Raw genomic sequence first — 20758 nt, forward strand, 5'->3', positions numbered from 1 at the left:
CTCGTTTGAATATTCAGCCCAATATCACAACACACAATTGCAAAAATGAGATAGTGCCATCAAATTCAACCACAACGAAGTGCACTTTAACGCATGTAAAGTATACTCCGTTCATTATTAATGACTACAAATTAACCAATCGATGCAGAGAAAATAATGATGTTAGATAAAATTATTTTTTTTCTTCATGTTGTTCGATGTCAATCCGTAACAGAAGCTGCTAAACAGTATGGTATTTCAACATCTGCTGGTAGCCGTTGGATCACTGAACTTGAAGAAATGATGGGCATAAGCTTGGTAAAACGAACAACACGCAAAATTTCGGTTACTCAAGCTGGGCAACATTTATTCCAACGTTTTACACTAATTAATAATCAGATTACAGATGTACTTAATGAAATACAAAACCTTAGCCAAGAAGATAGTGGCACCATAAAAGTCGCTTGCACTCCACTGTTTGCCAAGCATTATTTAAGTGTCATTATTGGCGAATATGTCAGTGATAACCCCAACATTAATTTCGTAGTTATTGAAACGGCTTTTGAAGTTGATAATGTACATGAAGTTGATTTTGCGATACGAGCGAATGCGACTTATCGTGGTTTTCAAGATAAAGACAGTTTATTGGTAAAACGAACACTATTCCGTGAGCCACTGAAAGCATGTTGCTCCCCTGCTTATATTGCGCGTTATGGGCAACCCGTTATCCCTCACGATTTAAAAAATCATTTATGTTTATTTGCGACCACGCTTGTTGGTGGAAACCGTTGGATTTTTGAGCAAGATGGGGAATATAACTCAGTACAGATTTCACGTACCGTCGAAGTTGATGACAGTGAAATTTTAAAAAATATTGCACTTTCTGGCGGAGGGATTGCGTATTTACCTTACAGTTTGATTCACGAAGATTTACAACACAATAAATTAGTTTCAGTGCTTAATGATTATATTAGCAGTGAGTTTGAACTGAGCTTATATTACAAACCCAGAAAATACATGCCAGCTCGCTGTGTTAATTTTAAAGAATATCTATTGAAACGTGTTACGGATATTAACCTTAGCCGCAATGTAAGTTGATCCCCTTAAAAAGACATAAAAAAGCCAGACTCTCGTCTGGCTTTTTTATTACGCTAGCGCAAATTAAGCGTCAGTACGTGGCTTACGGTCGCCCGCTGGACGTGCTGTTGCTGCACCATCACGGTTGCCACGGTAGCCACCACGGCTGTCGTTGCCACGGTTGCGATCGAAACGACGCTCGCCACCACGTTCGCCGCCACGGTTGCCATCACGACTACCACGATGACCAGTACGCTCACCGCTACGGTTTGCATCACGGTTGCCTGTACGTGGACGATGTTCACGTAATACTTCACCTTCAACAACAACGGCTTTAACGTCATTCTGGCGAATACGTAGTTTCTTCAGTTGTGCTGCAACTTCTGCTGTCATCTTCTTAGGAAGTTGAACAAAAGTATGCGAAGGAGCAAGTTTAATCGCACCGATGAACTCTTTGCTTAAGCCAAGTTCGTTTGCGATTGCGCCAACGATATCTTTAACTTGAACACCTTGCTCACGGCCAACTTGTAATTGGTAAGTATCCCAATCAGCGCTGTTGAAAGTGCGACGTTCGCCACGATCAGGACGGTCACCACGACGGTCGCCACGATCCGGACGATCACCACGACGGTCACTACCACGATCATCACGGTCACCACGACGCTCACGACGTTGTGATTCACGCTCGATAGCTGCGATCATTGGATCTGGACCTTTATAGAATAAAGGACGGCTACCTTGTTGGCGTTGAAGAAGCATTGCCGCTAGTGTAGCTGCATCAACATCAATTGACTCTTGTAATTTCTCTACTAGTTCAACGAATGCATCAACATTTGTTTGTTCTTTCTGTGCAGCTAGTTCTTCACCTAAACGGTTTAGACGAGATGCAGCTACTAGATCACGTAGAGGAAGTTGGATTTCTTCCATACGAGACTTAGTAACACGCTCGATAGTGCGTAGCATGCGGATTTGGTTAGTACGAACCAATAGGATCGCTTTACCTTCACGTCCAGCACGACCAGTACGACCGATACGGTGGATGTATGACTCAACATCAAATGGGATATCGTAGTTAAATACGTGTGTGATTCGTGCCACGTCAAGGCCACGAGCAACAACGTCAGTTGCAACTAAAATATCAATCACACCACGTTTGATATGGTCAACAGTACGCTCACGTAGCGACTGAGGAATATCACCGTGAAGTGCCGCAGCTTTAAAGCCACGAGAAGATAGCCAATCGGCTAGACGCTCAGTATCTTGACGAGTACGAACGAATACGATTGATGCATCAGTATCTTCAGTTTCAAGAAGACGGCTCATTGCCTCGTCTTTCTCTACGCCTTTAACAACCCAAAATTGTTGAGATACTTGAGATACAGTACGGTTCTCACCTGCAACGTCAATGCGTGCTGGATCACGTAAGAAACGATCAACGATTTCTTTAACGATTGGAGGCATAGTTGCAGAGAAAAGTACACGTTGTGCAGTTTCTGGTGCTTGTTCCATGATCCAAGTAACGTCGTCAACGAAACCCATTTTTAGCATTTCATCAGCTTCATCAAGAACGAAAGTAGATACTTCGTCTAGGTGAAGTTGCTTACGTGAAATAAGGTCCTTAACACGACCAGGAGTACCAACAACAATGTGAGCACCATTTTTTAGTGCACGCATTTGATCAACGATTGAAGCACCGCCATAAATTTCAAGAACTTTAAGTCCTTTAATATTTTGACCAAGTACTTTAATTTCTGCAGCAACCTGAATTGCAAGCTCACGTGTTGGAGCCATAACAATAGCTTGTGGCTTATGCTGAGAAAGATTAACTTTGTTCAATACAGGCAACGAGAACGCTGCTGTTTTACCAGTACCAGTCTGTGCTTTACCAAGCGCATCCGTACCAGTTAAAAGTAGAGGTATTGACGCCGCCTGGATAGGTGTAGGCGAAACGAAACCCATAGAATCTAGTGCGGATAATAGTGTGTCGGCCAAATCTAGTTGGCGAAATTCTGTAACAGTTTCTTGCATTGGGATCCCAATATATGATCAACTTAAAAACGGGGCCCCTTTGCTACAGAGGGTTCTGCAACAGCAACCACTAGCACGGGCCTCGACTAATAGGGGGCGTATTGTGGGCTAATACTGGATAAAAAGCCAGAAAAAATTGAACAACGTCACAAAATAACTCACAAACAACTATTTATTGAACAAATAGTACACCTGATAAACATTTACGAACTTTCCATCGATTATCAATTAACTATGTTGTTGAAAATGCGAACAATAGTTAACCCTACCACCAGACTTAATCTATTAAACTTAATTTTGATATTAGATTAGGGTAATCTTTTATTAGCATTTTTATATTGCCGCTTTTTTTGTTCCTTCTTTAATATAAGTGTTTTTTTTATTTTTTATCCTTAGTGATCACCCATAAACAAAGAAAATCATTAACTATTGTTTTACAAGGAATTTAAACGAAAAAACCAACATTGACTTATGTAAAACTAGTGCTAGCAGAATGTAAAAAAGCCATATATACCGTTTTAAGGCTATTTCCTGTTTCTAGGTGATATTTTCTTTATTATTTATATTTATCATCATATGTTGTCATTACATATTTACTTTATGACACAAACTGCAAAATTTAAATCATAAGCTATTGATTGTAAGATGAATCATGAGACAATATGAAAATTAAAACAGTCAAATCTTGGTTTTATATGACCAAAAACGTATAGTGTCTATGTCGATAATCTGAGACCAGACATAATGTTTCAAGATAACCCGCTGTTAGCACAGCTAAAAAAGCAAATCCAAGAAACACTTCCGAAGAAGGAAGGTTACATCAAAGCCACAGATCGTAGCTTTGGCTTTCTAGAAACTGATAACAAAGAAAGCATTTTTATTCCGCCGGTATATATGAAAAACGTTATGCACGGTGACCGTGTTATCGCCGTTCTCCGTACCGAAAAGGATCGCGAAGTTGCTGAACCACAAGAACTTGTTGAACAAGCAATTACACGCTTTATTGGCCGCGTAAAACTGATTCGTAATCGCTTACATATTGTACCTGATCACCCACAATTAAAAGAAGCGATTCAGGCACGTGCAGCAAAAGGCCTTAACCCAGAAACACTACAAGAAGGTGATTGGGTTGTTGCAGAACTGACTCGCCACCCTCTTGCTGGTAACAATCAACCGTTTTTCTGCGAAGTGAACCAAAAAATCACTGACAGCAATGACAAGATTGCACCATGGTGGGTTACGCTTGCTCGCCACCAACTACCTAATGCAGAGCCTGCACCACAAGATAGTTGGACCATGCTTGATGAAGGCATTGAACGCCAAGACTTAACTGATTTACCTTTCATTACTATTGATGGTGAATCAACGAAAGACATGGATGATGCTTTATATACTGTCGCTAAAGATGACGGTAGCTATGAAATCACCATCGCAATTGCTGATCCAACATCTTACATTGCCGTTGGCGATAAGATGGATGATGAAGCACGTGAGCGTGGATTTACCATTTATCTTCCTGGTCGCAATATTCCAATGCTGCCACGCGAATTAAGTGATGAATTATGCTCACTTATCGAAAATGAAAAACGCCCAGTTTTATGCTGTCGTGTTTCTATCGATAATGCAGGTGTAATTCAAGACGATATTTCTTTCTTTGGCGCATGGATCAAATCTCAAGGTCGTTTATCTTACAACAATGTATCTGATTTCCTTGAAAACGGCCATTGTGATAACTGGACACCAAGCCCTGTTATAGAACAACAAATCATTGCCCTACAGGGTTTTGCAACGTTACGTTCTGATTGGCGCATGGCAAATGCCGTGGTATTCCCCGATCGCCCAGATTACCGCTTTGAGTTAAGTGAAGATAACGATGTTGTTGCCATTCACACTGACTTACGCCGTATTGCGAACCGTATGATCGAAGAAGCAATGATCACCGCCAACATTTGTGCGGGTCGTGCTTTACAAGAAAAATTCGCAACGGGTGTGTTTAACGTTCATAGCGGCTTTAATCAAGAAAAACTTGATACTGCAATGGAATTCATCACTAATGCAGAAGCCCCATTTACTAAAGAAGAAATTGTTACTTTAGAAGGCTTTAGTGCATTACGTCGTTGGTTAAACACGCTAGATAGCACCTATCTTGATAACCGTTTACGTAAATTCCAAGCTTACAGTGAAGTGGCTAATACACCTGCACCTCACTATGCAATGGGTCTGGATGTTTACGCTACATGGACATCACCTATTCGTAAATACGGCGATATGATCAATCACCGTTTACTTAAAGCGTTAATCACAGGTAATGAGCCAACACAAAAGCCTGATGATAACGTGGGTGATGAGATTGCTAATCACCGTCGTCATCATCGCATGGCGGAACGTGACGTATCTGATTGGCTATACGTGCGTTTACTTAAAGATGCAGTAAAGAACGAAACGGTCTTTAAAGCTGAAATCTTTGATATTAACCGTGCAGGTATGCGTGTACGCCTACTTGAGAATGGTGCCGCAGCCTTTATTCCTGGCTCGCTAATTGTTGATAACAAAGAGCGTATTGTATGTAGCGGTGAGCTTGGCATTATCAGCATTGATGGTGTTAAAGAATACCAACTCGGTGATACTTTTGAGGTGAAACTAGCGGAAGTTCGCGCAGCAACACGTCAATTAGTAGCAAAACCGATACAACAGTACCCAGCACCAGAAGTAACACCAGTGCCGGAACAAGCGGCAGACGCACCACAAAAAGCATAACGATGTAAATCGGCTTACAACAAAACAAAAGGCCAGTGAATGCTGGCCTTTTTTGCAGCTTACACACTATTATTCCAATATAAATAATTCATAGAAGTCAGCTCTCAATGTCAAATCATACTCCAGCAAGCGATAACAACAAAAACAACGCGCCAGAACAATGCCAACTTATCGAGCAGCAAGTAAAACAATGGCTTGAAGATGTCGTCATCGGCCTTAATTTATGCCCTTTTGCCACAAAGCCTAATCGCAATAAACAAATTAAGATATTTGTGAGTGAAGACGATAACGAAAATGATCTGCTTGAAACGATTTATATGCAGTTCAAAGAGTTAGACGAGACACCACCCGAAACGCTAGAAACGATCTTAGTCGTTGCGCCCTACTTATTTGAAGAATTTGATGACTACAATCAATTTCTTGATCTTGTTGAAGGCTTAGTGGTTCAATTAGGAAAAAGCGGCACCTATCAAATTGCCAGTTTCCACCCTGATTACTGTTTCTACGGCGCGGAGCCTGATGATGCAGAAAACCTCACCAACCGTTCACCGTATCCTATTTTTCATCTTATTCGTGAAGAAAGTATGGCAAAAGTGATCAAACACTACCCTAATCCGGAAGCGATTCCTGATCGTAATATCGAGTGTGTTGAAAATTTAACGCCAGAACAAATGCGTCAATTATTTCCTTATCTAATCAAATAATAGGTCGCTTTTTCTTAACGTTATAGCCTTGAACATCGAAGTCATAAAATAGCGACAATATCCAATTATTGTCGCTATTTATTTGTTATCTTAATAGCCCATTACATCTTTCTGCTTAGGGCTCATTGTTAAATGCTGTCATTGTTTCGTCTATACTCACCAAATACACGCTTTATACTGCCCTTACTTATCACTGCGCTCATGGTTATTTGTTACCCTTTATTGACCCCTTTTGTTGTGAGCTACTCACAACTGTGGGTTAATCTTCCTTTTATACTACTGGGTACGGTTATTATTCTCAGTAACAAACAGCCTCAAGCGCAAAGTGGATTTATTGCTATCGTTATGTTAGTTGCTTACAGCGTTATTCTATATTGGCTACAAACGTCATTAGCAAATACCGATACTAAGTTAATTTTTTGTTTGTTAGCAACATTATTACCTATTAATCTTTTATTGCTGCGCTTTATTGCCCTACCTAAATTACTGTCTTGGGGTACTGCTGCATTATTGCTACTGGTAATTATTCAATGCAGTATTGGTGCAACTATCAGCTATTTTTATCATACTGGGTTTGAAAACTGGCAGCAGATCCACCTTTTTACCTATCACAATATTTCATCACTGCCGTTAATTTTAATTCTTTTTAACCTTGCTGCGTGTTGTAGCACAGGAGCATTAGCCGTTAAATATCATCGGCGCATTGATCGTCATATTTTTGTATGCAGCTTATTAGCGACCACTACTTTTATTTTTTTCCATTATCCGTTTATATCAAGCAGTGCTTTTATTCTATGCGCTGCCTTTCTCTTAATTGATCTTGGCTATAGTCACTACCAACAAAGTCTTCGCGATCCACTCACTCAATTAGCAGATCATCGCGCCCTTGCACAAGCGCTCCCCCAGCTACACCATGATTGTACGATTGCAGTATTAGATATTGATAACCCAACCGCCATCATTGATAAACATCAACCACAAGCGATTAGCGATATACAAGCTTCTATTGCCGCCATCTTAACGGAGAAAACTCAACTATCGCCACATCTCTATTTTGTCGCGCAGCAGTTTATTGTGATTTTTGAGCATAAAAAAATAACCGACTGTCAAGCCATAATAGAACAACTGCAACATGCTATTGGCTCAGAAAAGCACACGATAGAACCCATAATAATCGAACCTCAGCCACAACAAACAGCAACAAAAGTTAAGAAACCACGAAAAAAAGCCATCAAAGTCAGTGTTAGCGCAGGGATGTGTAGTGCGAATACCAAACAAACAGCCGTAGCAGTATTGCAACAAGCCATTGAAGTATTACGCATAGCACGACAGAAGAATAAGAAAAAACAGCAAATCTACATCGCAGAAAATAACGATGACACATTGTGTTAACGATAAAGACTGCGTAATAAAAAGCCCGAGAGAAATCGGGCTTACTAAGAATTTACGCTTATTTGCGTAAAATTAGTTAAGAGGAAAACGCAAGAATAGAAGTAATGTTAGCGTTTTCAGCGGCCATACTTATGCTAACAACTACACTCAGCGTTATTTATAGCACAGTATTTACACATAAGCGCATCATTTAACTAACAAAACAATGCGCAGCTATAAATCTAAACAAAATAAACGAAAATATAAATCCTCGCATAAAAACGACACTACAAATATCCATTCATTTAGATCCATTCATTGTTTTACATTTTGGTATAAAATAATAAGAAGTAGTGTTGAATCGTCATTCAGTGGGAGGATTAAAATGAATAACCAAGATAGAATTGAAGATATGGAGCAAAAAATATTTATTGCCTACCAAGAAGGTTATTTTGAGCAAGCCAAAGCTCTTGAAAAGACACTCAAGCGTATTCGAGGTCACCATAATTTATACGATGAAAACGAGCCATACTCCCTAGAGGGTCGAATATTTAACGATGATGAATAGCATACCAATGGATAAGTAAGGATCATCGCCATTACTTATCCATTGCATACTTTATGACGCATAAAAAGCTCACATTACTCTGGTACTATAGTCGCAAGTCATCAATATCCCGCACACAAAAATACATGATTACTATAGTGTTTCTTCTCCATGTACCTTCTCATGCAAAATCACACCAGTATATAAATCCATCTCTAATTCAACCGATTCACCTATTTTGTTACGCGCTTTTACTGCAATTTCATTATGCTTTCGTTCGATTTTTATCATTCTAAAATCATAATAACCGTCAGATTCAAGTTGCTTCATGGCACTCGGCACACTTAGCATATTAACCGCGCTGGTATCTACAGGATCAGCATGAGTAATATAACTTTGTAACAAGCAACACATACTACTACTAATAAATAACACCTTAACACTTTTGATCACTTGTCCCCCTTAATAGCACTCTTGCTAAAGTTAGCATTGATTATATCAACATTACCCTTCTTATATTGAAGCAAAATTTGCACCAATAATTCTAAATAGCTTATCTTTAATTGTTATACGCCACAGTGAAATACTATAAAAAGTAGCTAATAATAAAAACAATAGTAGTGTATTTGCAAACTATGATATTAATAAAAAGCCACCCGAACAGAGGTCTATAATAACTTATCTGCTCATGGTAATAAGTAACGTTAGTGTCAGATTTACATATATTACCATTATGGAGCATCACCAATTTAAAGGATAACATTATGTCAGGATCACATCGTATCGAAACTGATAGTATGGGTGACGTTGAAGTCCCACAAGGCGCGTTGTACCAAGCTCAAACACAGCGGGCTATCAATAATTTCTCTATCAGCGATTTAACCATGCCAGATGTCTTTATTCAGGCACTCTCCTATGTTAAACAGGCAGCAGCGCGTACCAACCTTGAACTCCAATTGATTGATGATAAAGTAGCACATGCCATTATTGACAGTTGCCAGCTGATTATTGACGGGGCATACTCGGATCAATTCCCGATTGATGTATTTCAAACTGGATCGGGTACCAGCTCTAATATGAATGTCAACGAGGTTATTGCAACGCTAGCCTCACAACAATTAGGCACAACAGTCAGCCCTAATGATGATGTTAACCGTGGTCAAAGCAGTAACGATGCCATTCCAACAGCAATTCAAGTCAGTGCCGCAGTCACCTGCCACCAGCAACTATTACCCGCATTAAAGCATTTAGAACAAGCCTTAGAGCAAAAAAGCCAACACGTTGGTGAGTATGTAAAAACAGGTCGCACCCATTTAATGGATGCCATGCCGATGACACTAGGACAAGAATTAGGTGGATGGCAAAGCCAAATTGAGCATGCACGCAATGGTATTGAGCAAACATTAGACAATGTATCTGCACTTGCGCAAGGCGGTACAGCTGTTGGAACGGGCATCAATACCCACCCTCATTTTGCTGCTATATTTACGAAAAATATCGCAATTGCAACCGCCGTCCCTTTTTCGACCAGTAGTAATTTCTTTTATAGCATGAGTAGTCAAGATGCAGTGGTCGCTTTATCGGGCCAACTGAAAACCCTTGCCGTCGCTATTATGAAAATATCCAATGATCTACGGTGGATGAATTCAGGCCCTCTTGCAGGTCTAGGTGAAATTGAATTAAAGCCGTTACAACCTGGCTCATCGATTATGCCGGGCAAAGTAAACCCAGTTATCCCTGAAGCTGCGGCAATGGTGGCTGCACAAGTGATTGGTAATGACGCAACAATCACCGTCGCAGGTCAATCAGGCAACTTTCAACTCAATGTGATGCTGCCTGTTATTGCCTATAATTTACTGCAAAGCATTAGTTTATTATCTACAGCAGCAGTTCAATTAGCAGATAAAGCAATAATGACCTTCACCGTCCGTGATGAGCACCTTAAGCAAGCACTGAGCAAAAACCCAATTCTTATTACTGCGTTAAACCCTGTGATTGGTTATTTAAAAGCAGCAGAAATTGCTAAAAAAGCCTATAAAGAACAACTTCCTATTATTGATATTGCAGAACAAGAAACAAATTTAAGCCGTGCTGAACTTGAATCGTTACTCGATCCTAAAAAACTCACTCAAGGCGGAATTGCGAACTAACCATCATCGAAGCCCTAATATAAAACACTGCTCGATTTGAAACTTTCGCATAATGCGTGTTAGCATTAAGTAATTAATCACTACAGTTACTTGTCCATATGTAAAACTGGATGTAACGTATAATATAAATAGACGCCAGTTCACCACCTTGTGCTGGGTATCTCTTACAAGTAAAGAGTATTATTAATGAAAAAATTTGTTTTAGCTGCAGCTATCGCGTCAACACTATTTTTAGCAGGTTGTAGTGATAAAGTTGACGAGTCCACAATTACCAATGTTGTTCAAACAAGCCAATATGAGCAACCGAATCTAGGTATTACGGCAAAAACAACACCTTTTGAAGTAAAAAACCTCAAGATTACTAAAGTATTACTTGATACTAAAACAGATTACAAAGCAGAAGTAAGTTACGACTTAGTTGCGAATAAGAGCGTAGACGAGTTTAAGAACGCAATGAAAGCTATCGCTGAGAAGCCACAAGCACCAGTAACTGAAACGACAGCCGATACAACAAAAGATGACATGGCATCTACGCTACATTCATTAAAAAACAACCTTGCCGCTGAAGTAATGGTTGTTGCATTTAGTGCTAAATACGGTGATTTCAAAGCAGGACAAACGGTTGATACTGTAAATGAAACCGTATCACTGAAAAAAGTAAATGATCAATGGGTTAAAGATTAATTATCTACCCACTGACATAAAAAAACCGCCTCAAATGGCGGTTTTTTATAGCGGCTTTATCTACATAGCCTTATTTATCAATCGGAAATAATTTCCCTTCAAAAACAGTACCATAAATAGGAATGTCTTTTAAGTTTTTCAACTCAACCTTATATGGGTCTTGTTCTAAAATGGTAAAGTTTGCAATCTTACCTGTTTTGATACTACCCAAGTTCTGCTCTTGTCCCCAAGAGTAAGCCGCTTCAATCGTAATACCACGCAATGCAGCATCGCGAGACAAGGCCAAGTCTGGCCGTACGACATTACCTGAGTTGGTAATACGCGTGGCAGCGCTCCACGCCAATAATAATGGGTCCGACGGCGCCATAGGGGCATCAGAATGGAGAGATACTGGTATATTCTCTTTCTCAATGGTGGCTAAACGTACCATCGCATGAGCACGTTCTTTACCTAAACCAACCTCACCAAATTTTTCACTAAACCCTGTAACGTAATAAGGATTTACGCTAATAATTACACCTAGGGATTTTAGCTTTTTTACCTGAGCATCGGTTGAATTAGCAAAGTGAATAATCGTAAACCGATGATCTTTTCGTGGGTATTCTGCTTGGCGCTTTTCTAAAATACCAATAAGCTTCTCAACCCCAAGATCGCCATTTACATGCACTAATACTTGATAATCATTTTCCCAGAAGATCTTGGTAATCGCTTCCACATCTTCTGGTGTTTGAATCCATTCACCATGATGTCCATCTTGATAGCCATCTTTCATTTTCATTAATTGTGAAATGATCGCACCATCAAATAACAATTTAACTTGTTTATCAAAATAACGAACTTTACCCGTTTCTGGTAGTGTCGTTGTAATACGTTCCACTTCTTTTAATACACCCTCTTTTCCTTTTGTAAAATAAGGTGTTTTACTCTCAGGTGTGAAAAATGAATACATAGGTGTTGATTCACTACCTAACACATCAAGATAAGTGTCAATCATATAATCAGGGATAAAAGCACCAGGCTCGTTATAAGCCGTCACACCTTTTTGGTGTAACATGGTTACCATTTGCTTTAATCCAACAGTAAAACGTTCTTTATTCGCAAGATCTGTTGCAATTCGTGGTAATAAATAAATTAATGCACCACCTTCTAAGAAATGTCCTTTATCTAAATGAACTTGAGCAACGACTTCTTTGCCTAGCTTATCGACATCTGCTTGGTTTAACTTATATTTTTCAATAAAAGCTGAATTGACATAAAACTCATGCGCAGAGCGATGCCATACACCAATCGGACGAGTGCTTGAAATCTTATCTAGCTCTTGACGTGATAATTCGCCATGAAAATAATTATTAAAGCCCCATGTCCATAATGTTTCATTAGGATCTTTTAATGCTTTTTCTTGAGCCGTTAGCGCAGCAATATAATCCTCATGATTGGTTACTGCTGGCCATGTTTTGTTGGGTAACTGCCACTCTTCTGGCGCGATAACGGGCATATTTAATGTCAATGCACCTAAAAAAGGATGCAAGTGCTGTTCAATAAAACCAGGCATTAGCACTTTATCATTTAAATCTATTTTTTTAGAATCAGGGTATTGTTTTAAAGCTTCTTTCTCAGAACCAACATAAACAATCTTGCCATATTGACTCGTTACTACAGCTTCTGCTGTTGGTTTTGCTTTTTCCATCGTAATAATTGGACCCCCATAAAAAAGGGTTGTCGTCGGTATTGTTGATGGTGCAGCAAAGGCCGAGTAAGATATGACCGAAGATAAAAATAATAAAGACGACGCTATTTTAGTCTGTTTCATAAACATGATTTATCCTTAAATCTAAAGTTCCTTAAATATATACTAACTAATTGTAAAAAAAAGAATAATCAGCTAATTTTAAAACATTGTCATAATTACTTATTCTCACCCTATATCAATCATACCTGTGCTGCATTAAATATGATTATTTATATTTAAAACTAGAGACAAGTGACAAACTCAGTTAAAGTTATTTATAGATAGATTGGTATTATAAGGAAGAATATACGATGAACCTTGCTCACGCTGTACTGACAGTACCCTCACATATGGTGCCCGGTGGTATGCCGCATCCGAATCTTAAGCAACTGGGATTTAAAGATTTTGAGCGTTGTTCTATCGTCGATAAAACAAAGCTAACTCAATTTAAATTTTCAGTGCCCACCTTAAATGCTACCGAAGACCAATTCGACGAAGCTATTGAGCAATTTATCTGGCTTTTTGCCAAAGGCACGCCTTATGTTATCGATAAAGAATTTAGCGATAATACGCCAGATAGCCACCACCGTTATTACTACACCAATAATAAACGTGTTTGCGAAGTGATCCGTTGATATACACTTAATGGCCAATCTATCGTATTGATTTAGATTGGCCATCACGCCCCGCCTTAAGCTATTACAACTGTGCTAAGGTGCCATTATCAGATTGCATTCGTAGCCAATCACCATCAGCTTTTAATAAGAGTAGCGTGCCATCTATATTGACTGATTTTTCAGTTAAGTGATTAAGTTGATGGGTATTATTTCTAAATACACGCTTTAAATTTGTTCCTAAAAGCGTGTTCATATAATGTTGTAAAGCGACATCTTTTTGAAACACCACGGTAGTATTATCCGCTAATTGAATCTGTATTTGCTCAATATCAGTAACAACCTGCTGTTGTGCCAATTCAGAGGCAAGATCTAGATCATTAATACAACTCGTTGTAATAATCACTACAGTATTACTCATCGCCATTTCCTATTGAATAGACATCTATCGTTAACGATAAATTACACCCACCATTACAAAAATAACATAAGATCATTTTTATATTGCATAACCCAGTAGTGTTCAGAAAATGCTAGCCACGAACAAGTCACTTAATCAAATGTAGTAAAAACAACATCTGAACATCATAAAAGTGTCATCGTTATTTCCTACTCTGATGGCTAATTACACACTAACTATAAATATAACAACAAAGAAAGAAGGAATTACACTTGTCATTTACCACTCAGACGATAACCAATAACAACATAACGATGCCATCTTACCTTGCTATTTTTGACTTAGATGAAACCCTTATTGCAGCAGACTCAGCCCGCCTATGGAGCCATTTCCTTGTTGAGAAAGGGCTAGCGCCGGTAGCATTACTCACACATGAAACCGCTATGATGACCGCCTATGCTAAAGGCACGATAGATATGAACAGTTACATGACCACGACACTTGAACCATTAAAAGGGAAAAATCCTAACGAGATAAAACAACTGGTTGATGACTTTATTCAAGACATTATTATACCAGCAATATATCCACAAGCACTTGAACGCATCGCATGGCATCGAAAACGTGGCGATCATATTTTGATCATTTCTGCGACAGGCGAGCATCTGGTTAAACCAATAGCAACCGCTCTTGGTATTGATGATGTTATTGCTATTGAAGTAGAACAAAATAATGGTGTATATACTGGAAAAACGGCAGGTATATTAAGTTTTAAAGAAGGAAAAGTTGAGCGTTTAAAGCTATGGTTACAACAACAAGAACACAGCTATAAAGGCAGTTATGGCTATAGCGATTCAATCAATGATCTACCATTACTTAGCCTAGTTAATAAACCTTTTGCTGTTAACCCTGATCCAATCTTAGCGATGCATGCTCAAATGCAAGAATGGACCATCATGGATTGGCGTCACGACAATAATATTCTTCGTTAACTTATTACCTCCCCCCACACACATACCCCTATCCCGCTCTAAAATCAGCACCACAATCAAAATAAAACGCTCTCAACATTGAGAGCCGATTGCTCATCAAACAATAAATAGTATCATCATGCTTGATAATACATTTATCAGTACCCATTTACAGATAGTAACAAACTAAATTAAATTTCTTGTAGCAAACTATAGATGTAGTACAGCGAACGTAATACAGTATTCGCGCATTCTATTTCGATTTACAAATTATGATGGTGTATTCATCATCTATTCAACATCGGTATGAGAATACTATAATTTGTGAATAATCTTATTTAGCAAGGCTGATGTTAGCGAAACGACCATCAACCAAGCAACGGTACACCCTACCACTGACAGGGTATTGAGAAGGTAATTATAATGACTCCACAAGAAAAAGAACTTATTCAAAGCGTTGCTGCTAAGCTTCAAAAAAGCCCTGAAAGCAAGAAAGATGCAGAAGCAGAGCAATTTATTAACACTGAAATTGGCGCACAGCCTGATGCTATCTACAAACTAACACAAGCGGTTCTTGTGCAAGAAATGGCATTAAAGCAATTAAAAGAAAAGAACGATTACCTAGAGAAAAACGCTGAATATTACAAAGAAGAATCAAACCGTGGCACCATGAGCCGTATGTTTGGTGGTTCTCGTCAAGCGCCACCACAACCACCACAACAACCAGTTCGCCAACCAAGTGCTTTTGGTGGTTTCATGCAAACAGCAGCAGGTGTCGCGGCGGGTATGGTTGCAGGTAGTGTGATCAGTAATATGCTGTTTGATGATAAACCAGCAGAAACAGCAGCGGCCGATCCAGCGCCAGCAGCAGATGCGGCAACAGATACCGCAGCAACCGACACGGCACAAACAGATACAGCAGCAGACGCAACCACAGATCCACAAGCTGATAATGAAAGCTTCTTAAATGATGACTCAAACAGCTTTGCTTCTGATTACACTGGTGGTTTTGGTGATGCAGGGTTTGGCGATAACAACGGCGGATTTGGTGATTCAGGCTTCGGCAGTGATGACAACGGCTTTGGTAACTCAGGTTTCGGTGACGACAGTGGTTTTGGCAACGACGATACCTTTGCCAACAATAGCGGTTTTGGTGATACCGACGGCGGCTTTGGCGGTGATTTTGGTGGCGACGACGATTTCTAATCGCTTTGCCCCTGACCTACAACAAAGAGCGCTTATGCGCTCTTTTTTTTATTATATAAGCCAGCTCTCAATCTCTCGCCATGCTTATTTCACCGCCCTTCTACTGCAAGCATTACCTTAGTTTCCTGACACCAGCTTACAAAAAATATTGCATTTATTTTAAAATTTCCATCGTGACATTTAATACGCCAGTGCGAAGATTACCAATCGCCTTAAATGCTGAGCTTGATAAATCAATCACACGCCCACGAATAAAAGGCCCACGATCATTAATAGTAACAATCACACTTTTATGATTACTGGTGTTAGTTACTTTTACTCTTGTACCAAAAGGCAAAGTACGGTGGGCAGCGGTAAGCTTACCTTGATCAAAAATTTGTCCATTGGCTGTCTTTCGCCCTTGGAACATATTTGCATAAAAAGACGCTTTACCATGAATGATTTTTGATGATGATTTTGGTGGCGATACTTTTTTAACCTCTTGTTTAATATCTTTTTTATACTCCACAGGTTTTATAATCAACACTGGGCGTTGTGTCTCTACATCCGCTTTTTTATTTGGAACATCTGGACTTGCGCACCCTGACGCGATAATCAAAATAGCCGTACTTAAACCCCAATTTCGTATCATAGACCCATTCATACCAATGACCTCCACCGAACATTATGATTCAGCTGTTTAATTATACATCAGGATAAAACAACCAAGACTTGTTAAATTCTATCACTAAATGTGACGAAGAATAGAACCAATTATAATTTGCTATCTTTAAAACAAAAAAAACCGACATTAATAAGTAATGTCGGCTACAAAAAGGAAATAATAAAACATACTGTTCTCGCACCATCTTTTATTTCTACGTCCATTGTAAAAATAATAAATGACTATATATACAGAGCAAGTTGTATGCCAACGTCTAATTTTAACGATATAGATAAAATAGCCACTAATGATATCCATTGCCGCCGTTGTTATACAATTAATATCCCTTTTGCAAATATTAATTATCTGTAACCGTGCAAAATGCATTGCATAACTCTGTGTATTATTGAAACAAGGTAAATATAAATTACGTAACTTTACCCTAGTCGTGCACCCCAAATCCCTTTAGAATGCCCGTTTTCAATCAATACAGATATATTTTATGTTTAAGCTATTAACGTCAATGCCACCATTGGTCGCATTATCGATTGCCATCATTTTTGAAGTCATTGCCACATCGTTTATACCCAAAGCGGAGCAATTTACGAAACTGGTACCCAGTGTGATTATTATTACTGGTTATGCGATTGCCTTCTTCTTATTATCTGTCACCGTAAAAACCATGCCAGTGGGAATTGTATATGCAATTTGGAGTGGTTCCGGCATTGTTCTGGTCGCAACCATTAGCTATTTTGCTTATGGTCAACGTTTAGACTTACCCGCTATTATTGGTATTGGATTAATTATTGCGGGTGTATTAGTGGTTAACCTTTTATCAAAAACTGTTTCGCATTAACCACCTCAATTAAACCTTTATCGTTGTTTTCATTTAAAGCTAAACAGGAGAAGCCTTAACTTCTCCTCTGTTTTTAACACCAATACAGCAACCACCAACACCGCGGTAATTAATACCCAATAGAAGCAATAAAATTATGTAGCCAGTGCTGCCCTAGTGGCGTAAATACAATAATAAAAACACTGATATTAATAAAAATTGTTAGCCATAAAATAGCTTTAAACGGTTGTTTTTGTGATTTATGCCGCAGGATTTTCTGCGCCCATAACGCACCAGGCCAACCACCAGCTAATGCTAATAAATGCAAGCTCGCTTCTTTGGTTCGCCATGCCTCTTTGCGTGCTGCTCGTTTATCATGGGCATACACAGCAAAGGTCACAATACTTAAACAGACATAACCAATTAATACCCAATACGGGCACTGAAATAACCATACACACAGGCTAACCAATCCAAGGAACAACACACTGAATCCTTGGGCCTTACTCATTGGAGCCGTATATTTATCTAACCCAGAATGAGGCTTAACAAATTCAACAGCTTGTGCAGCTTGCTTACCTTTATTATCCCGACCCAATTGATAATGTACACTTTCATTCACTCTAGGGTGGCTTTGGCGATCCACTAGTGCGCTGATATGAAAAAACACATTCTCACCACCCGTTTGAGGTTGAATAAAGCCAAAGCCTTTTTGATGATTCCATTGCACAACCGTGCCTTTATATTTCATGCTTTACCTATTGTTTTACACTGTAAACAGAACGAAGATTAATTAACGATGAATAATAGATAACACCATGAATTACTGATGCTTTATTATAACAATTATCAATGAATACTTTGTTTAATAACGGCTATAACGACATTACACTGCCGTAAACCTTTTTTTGCTATCAAGTTAATACTTTCATCATTAAAAATATCACAATTGTTGAGTGCAATTAAAGTAATGCATACAATAGCAACACACCCTCTTCCATTATTGTTATTAAAATAATTGTCGTAACCACGGCTTAATATTCATCTATACATCTCGTTAATTTGCTTATTGCGCCTTTCATCAATTAGGTGAACCATGCTTAAACGCTTTTTTAAACAGTTTGAAAATTTCACAGAAGCATTTCCAAAACAAGATCCAGAGCAGCCACCACAAGGTATTATTGCTTTTTGTCGTTACTATAGCCGAGGCTTTGAAAAGCCATTGCTTATAATGGCAATCCTTAGTGCAACGGTTGCTATTCTCGAAGTTGTGTTATTCGGTTTCATGGGGAAACTGGTTGATTGGCTCACCGAAAGTGATCCACATACTTTTCTGGCTCAAAATGGTACCAGTCTATTTTGGTTAGGATTAGTGATTTTAGTCGTCATGCCAACACTGGTATTGATTTCATCATTAATCACCCACCAATCGTTGCTGGGTAACTACCCAATGTCGATTCGCTGGCTCGCGCACCGTTATTTACTCAAACAAAGTGTGTCGTTCTACCAAGATGATTTCGCTGGCCGCATCGCGACCAAGGTTATGCAAACCTCGCTTGCTGTACGTGAAACAGTAATGAAAACTGCTGATGTGTTTGTTTATGTTGCGGTTTACTTTACCTCATCGCTGGTTATTTTAGCCCAAGCGGATTGGCTGTTAATGTTACCAATGCTGTTTTGGTTAGCCGCTTATGTGTGTATTCAACTTTATTTTGTACCTAAACTTAAACACATTGCAGCAGAACAAGCAGACGCACGTTCAACTATGACGGGCTCAATTGTTGATAGCTACACCAATATTTCAACAGTTAAATTATTCTCTCACGATCAACGTGAAACTGAATATGCTGAAAAAGGCATGAAAGGCTTTTTAAGCACTGTGCATCAACAAATGCGGTTAGTAACAGGGTTTAACTTCTGTGTTCAATTAACTAACTATACCCTGCTGTTTGCCATTTCTGCGATCTCGATTTATTTATGGATGCACAGTGCAATTCAAGTCGGTGCGATCGCAATAGCTATCAGCCTTGCATTACGCATCAATGGTATGTCGATGTGGATCATGTGGGAAGTCGGCGCATTATTTGAAAACATCGGTACGGTAGTTGATGGCATGAAAACCTTATCAAAGCCAATTGCGATTGAAGATGCCCCTGATGCTGAACCATTAGACGTCACTCAAGGTGGCATTGAATTTGATGATGTTAGCTTCCATTATGGCGAGAACAAAGGCGTGATCAGCCATCTTAACCTCAACATTAAGCCCGGTGAAAAAGTCGGTTTAGTCGGTCGCTCTGGCGCAGGTAAATCAACCTTGGTTAACCTATTATTGCGCTTCCATGATGTTGAAGGTGGACAAATACGCATTGATGGCAAAGACATTACCTCTGTCACTCAAAACTCGTTACGTTGTAACATAGGTATGGTCACCCAAGACACTTCATTGCTGCATCGCTCTATTCGTGAAAATATTCTCTATGGCGCGCCTGATGCTGGTGAAGAACGATTATTAACGGCAACACACCAAGCACATGCGCATGAGTTTATCGAAACGCTAACCGATTCCTTTGGTAACGTCGGTTATGATGCTCAAGTGGGTGAACGTGGGGTTAAACTTTCAGGTGGTCAACGTCAGCGAATTGCTATTTCACGGGTCTTACTTAAAAACGCTCCGATATTGATTCTAGATGAAGCCACATCAGCGTTAGATTCTGAAGTTGAAGCCGCGATTCAAGACAGCCTTAATAAATTGATGCAAGGTAAAACCGTCATAGCGATTGCACACCGTTTATCGACCATTGCCGCGATGGATCGCTTAATCATTCTCGATAAAGGTCAAATCATTGAGCAAGGCTCCCATGCTGAGTTATTACAGCAAAATGGAATTTATGCACAATTATGGGCGCATCAGACGGGTGGGTTTATTGGCGAGCAGGATGTTTCTGACAGCGCTGATGATTTGAATCGGAATATATAGAGATATTACCACTACAATGAAGCCGCTTTTTTAGCGGCTTTTTTTGTTATGTGCTTTATGGTGATGTTTTTATTTTATTTGTGGCT

General features: G+C 39.2%; 18 protein-coding genes. 12 read left to right on the forward strand and 6 right to left on the reverse strand.

From position 1 onward, the window contains the following. Positions 1-159: 159 nt before the first annotated feature. Positions 160-1077: a LysR family transcriptional regulator gene (locus tag Q0V26_RS03175; protein ID WP_297476881.1), complete on the forward strand. Its 918-nt coding sequence runs from the start codon at positions 160-162 to the stop codon at positions 1075-1077. A gap of 63 nt (positions 1078-1140) precedes the next feature. On the opposite strand, the gene Q0V26_RS03180 is transcribed toward Q0V26_RS03175, so the two are convergent. Then, positions 1141-3084 carry a DEAD/DEAH box helicase gene (locus Q0V26_RS03180; protein WP_297476794.1) on the reverse strand — a complete coding sequence of 648 codons (1944 nt, stop codon included), beginning with the start codon at positions 3082-3084 and terminating at the stop codon, positions 1141-1143. Between the two features lie 744 nt (positions 3085-3828). On the opposite strand from Q0V26_RS03180, the gene Q0V26_RS03185 reads away from it, so the two are divergent. The 4 genes from Q0V26_RS03185 to Q0V26_RS03200 all read left to right on the forward strand — a co-directional run bounded on the left by Q0V26_RS03185 (position 3829) and on the right by Q0V26_RS03200 (position 8484). Continuing rightward, complete coding sequence (locus tag Q0V26_RS03185) at positions 3829-5841, forward strand: exoribonuclease II (RefSeq protein WP_297476796.1); 2013 nt, start codon at positions 3829-3831, stop codon at positions 5839-5841. A 107-nt stretch (positions 5842-5948) separates the two neighbouring features. After that, on the forward strand, positions 5949-6545 hold the full coding sequence (locus Q0V26_RS03190) for a DUF1415 domain-containing protein (protein WP_297476798.1): 597 nt from the start codon (positions 5949-5951) through the stop codon (positions 6543-6545). Between the two features lie 132 nt (positions 6546-6677). Next, the gene (locus Q0V26_RS03195; RefSeq protein WP_297476800.1) at positions 6678-7937 is read left to right on the forward strand and encodes a hypothetical protein; all 1260 of its coding nucleotides are present in this window, start codon (positions 6678-6680) and stop codon (positions 7935-7937) included. Positions 7938-8301: 364 nt separating this feature from the next. After that, positions 8302-8484, forward strand: a complete 183-nt coding sequence (locus Q0V26_RS03200; RefSeq protein ID WP_297476802.1) for a hypothetical protein — start codon at positions 8302-8304, stop codon at positions 8482-8484. Between the two features lie 132 nt (positions 8485-8616). Here the strand turns inward: Q0V26_RS03200 and Q0V26_RS03205 are convergent, their stop codons facing one another. Then, complete coding sequence (locus tag Q0V26_RS03205; RefSeq protein WP_297476804.1) at positions 8617-8916, reverse strand: PepSY domain-containing protein; 300 nt, start codon at positions 8914-8916, stop codon at positions 8617-8619. 311 nt (positions 8917-9227) lie between these two features. Between Q0V26_RS03205 and Q0V26_RS03210 the strand changes: the two genes are divergently transcribed. Then, a complete protein-coding gene (locus tag Q0V26_RS03210; RefSeq protein WP_297476806.1) occupies positions 9228-10613 on the forward strand; it encodes a class II fumarate hydratase in 1386 nt (461 codons plus the stop codon). A 186-nt stretch (positions 10614-10799) separates the two neighbouring features. Next, a complete protein-coding gene (locus tag Q0V26_RS03215; protein ID WP_297476808.1) occupies positions 10800-11297 on the forward strand; it encodes a hypothetical protein in 498 nt (165 codons plus the stop codon). Positions 11298-11367: 70 nt separating this feature from the next. On the opposite strand, the gene Q0V26_RS03220 is transcribed toward Q0V26_RS03215, so the two are convergent. Then, positions 11368-13107, reverse strand: a complete 1740-nt coding sequence (locus tag Q0V26_RS03220; RefSeq protein WP_297476883.1) for an amidohydrolase — start codon at positions 13105-13107, stop codon at positions 11368-11370. Between the two features lie 230 nt (positions 13108-13337). Here Q0V26_RS03220 and Q0V26_RS03225 point away from each other — a divergent pair, with 230 nt between their 5' ends. Next, positions 13338-13661 carry a hypothetical protein gene (locus tag Q0V26_RS03225; protein ID WP_297476810.1) on the forward strand — a complete coding sequence of 108 codons (324 nt, stop codon included), beginning with the start codon at positions 13338-13340 and terminating at the stop codon, positions 13659-13661. A gap of 64 nt (positions 13662-13725) precedes the next feature. On the opposite strand, the gene Q0V26_RS03230 is transcribed toward Q0V26_RS03225, so the two are convergent. Next, complete coding sequence (locus Q0V26_RS03230) at positions 13726-14061, reverse strand: hypothetical protein (RefSeq protein WP_297476811.1); 336 nt, start codon at positions 14059-14061, stop codon at positions 13726-13728. Between the two features lie 251 nt (positions 14062-14312). Here Q0V26_RS03230 and Q0V26_RS03235 point away from each other — a divergent pair, with 251 nt between their 5' ends. Together Q0V26_RS03235 and Q0V26_RS03240 are read left to right on the forward strand one after the other, a co-directional pair. Next, positions 14313-15032, forward strand: a complete 720-nt coding sequence (locus Q0V26_RS03235) for an HAD family hydrolase (protein ID WP_297476812.1) — start codon at positions 14313-14315, stop codon at positions 15030-15032. A gap of 402 nt (positions 15033-15434) precedes the next feature. Then, on the forward strand, positions 15435-16217 hold the full coding sequence (locus tag Q0V26_RS03240) for a DUF2076 family protein (RefSeq protein ID WP_297476814.1): 783 nt from the start codon (positions 15435-15437) through the stop codon (positions 16215-16217). Positions 16218-16371: 154 nt separating this feature from the next. On the opposite strand, the gene Q0V26_RS03245 is transcribed toward Q0V26_RS03240, so the two are convergent. Further along, on the reverse strand, positions 16372-16848 hold the full coding sequence (locus tag Q0V26_RS03245; RefSeq protein WP_297476816.1) for a septal ring lytic transglycosylase RlpA family protein: 477 nt from the start codon (positions 16846-16848) through the stop codon (positions 16372-16374). 514 nt (positions 16849-17362) lie between these two features. On the opposite strand from Q0V26_RS03245, the gene Q0V26_RS03250 reads away from it, so the two are divergent. Then, positions 17363-17716 (forward strand): SMR family transporter, encoded by a 354-nt coding sequence (locus Q0V26_RS03250; RefSeq protein WP_107276519.1) that lies wholly within the window; start codon positions 17363-17365, stop codon positions 17714-17716. A 109-nt stretch (positions 17717-17825) separates the two neighbouring features. Here the strand turns inward: Q0V26_RS03250 and Q0V26_RS03255 are convergent, their stop codons facing one another. Then, positions 17826-18446: a cold shock and DUF1294 domain-containing protein gene (locus Q0V26_RS03255; RefSeq protein WP_080156214.1), complete on the reverse strand. Its 621-nt coding sequence runs from the start codon at positions 18444-18446 to the stop codon at positions 17826-17828. Positions 18447-18791: 345 nt separating this feature from the next. On the opposite strand from Q0V26_RS03255, the gene Q0V26_RS03260 reads away from it, so the two are divergent. Further along, positions 18792-20672 (forward strand): ABC transporter ATP-binding protein, encoded by a 1881-nt coding sequence (locus Q0V26_RS03260; protein WP_297476822.1) that lies wholly within the window; start codon positions 18792-18794, stop codon positions 20670-20672. Positions 20673-20758 lie beyond the last annotated feature (86 nt).

Source organism: uncultured Photobacterium sp. (assembly GCF_947039875.1).
Taxonomy (GTDB): domain Bacteria; phylum Pseudomonadota; class Gammaproteobacteria; order Enterobacterales; family Vibrionaceae; genus Photobacterium.

Bases quoted from the DNA above. Each gene is read 5' to 3' on its own strand.
- Q0V26_RS03175 (WP_297476881.1), top strand. From the start codon at position 160: ATGTTAGATAAAATTATTTTTTTTCTTCATGTTGTTCGATGTCAATCC.
- Q0V26_RS03180 (WP_297476794.1), bottom strand. From the start codon at position 3,084: ATGCAAGAAACTGTTACAGAATTTCGCCAACTAGATTTGGCCGACACA.
- Q0V26_RS03185 (WP_297476796.1), top strand. From the start codon at position 3,829: ATGTTTCAAGATAACCCGCTGTTAGCACAGCTAAAAAAGCAAATCCAA.
- Q0V26_RS03190 (WP_297476798.1), top strand. From the start codon at position 5,949: ATGTCAAATCATACTCCAGCAAGCGATAACAACAAAAACAACGCGCCA.
- Q0V26_RS03195 (WP_297476800.1), top strand. From the start codon at position 6,678: ATGCTGTCATTGTTTCGTCTATACTCACCAAATACACGCTTTATACTG.
- Q0V26_RS03200 (WP_297476802.1), top strand. From the start codon at position 8,302: ATGAATAACCAAGATAGAATTGAAGATATGGAGCAAAAAATATTTATT.
- Q0V26_RS03210 (WP_297476806.1), top strand. From the start codon at position 9,228: ATGTCAGGATCACATCGTATCGAAACTGATAGTATGGGTGACGTTGAA.
- Q0V26_RS03215 (WP_297476808.1), top strand. From the start codon at position 10,800: ATGAAAAAATTTGTTTTAGCTGCAGCTATCGCGTCAACACTATTTTTA.
- Q0V26_RS03220 (WP_297476883.1), bottom strand. From the start codon at position 13,107: ATGAAACAGACTAAAATAGCGTCGTCTTTATTATTTTTATCTTCGGTC.
- Q0V26_RS03225 (WP_297476810.1), top strand. From the start codon at position 13,338: ATGAACCTTGCTCACGCTGTACTGACAGTACCCTCACATATGGTGCCC.
- Q0V26_RS03230 (WP_297476811.1), bottom strand. From the start codon at position 14,061: ATGAGTAATACTGTAGTGATTATTACAACGAGTTGTATTAATGATCTA.
- Q0V26_RS03240 (WP_297476814.1), top strand. From the start codon at position 15,435: ATGACTCCACAAGAAAAAGAACTTATTCAAAGCGTTGCTGCTAAGCTT.
- Q0V26_RS03245 (WP_297476816.1), bottom strand. From the start codon at position 16,848: ATGATACGAAATTGGGGTTTAAGTACGGCTATTTTGATTATCGCGTCA.
- Q0V26_RS03250 (WP_107276519.1), top strand. From the start codon at position 17,363: ATGTTTAAGCTATTAACGTCAATGCCACCATTGGTCGCATTATCGATT.
- Q0V26_RS03255 (WP_080156214.1), bottom strand. From the start codon at position 18,446: ATGAAATATAAAGGCACGGTTGTGCAATGGAATCATCAAAAAGGCTTT.
- Q0V26_RS03260 (WP_297476822.1), top strand. From the start codon at position 18,792: ATGCTTAAACGCTTTTTTAAACAGTTTGAAAATTTCACAGAAGCATTT.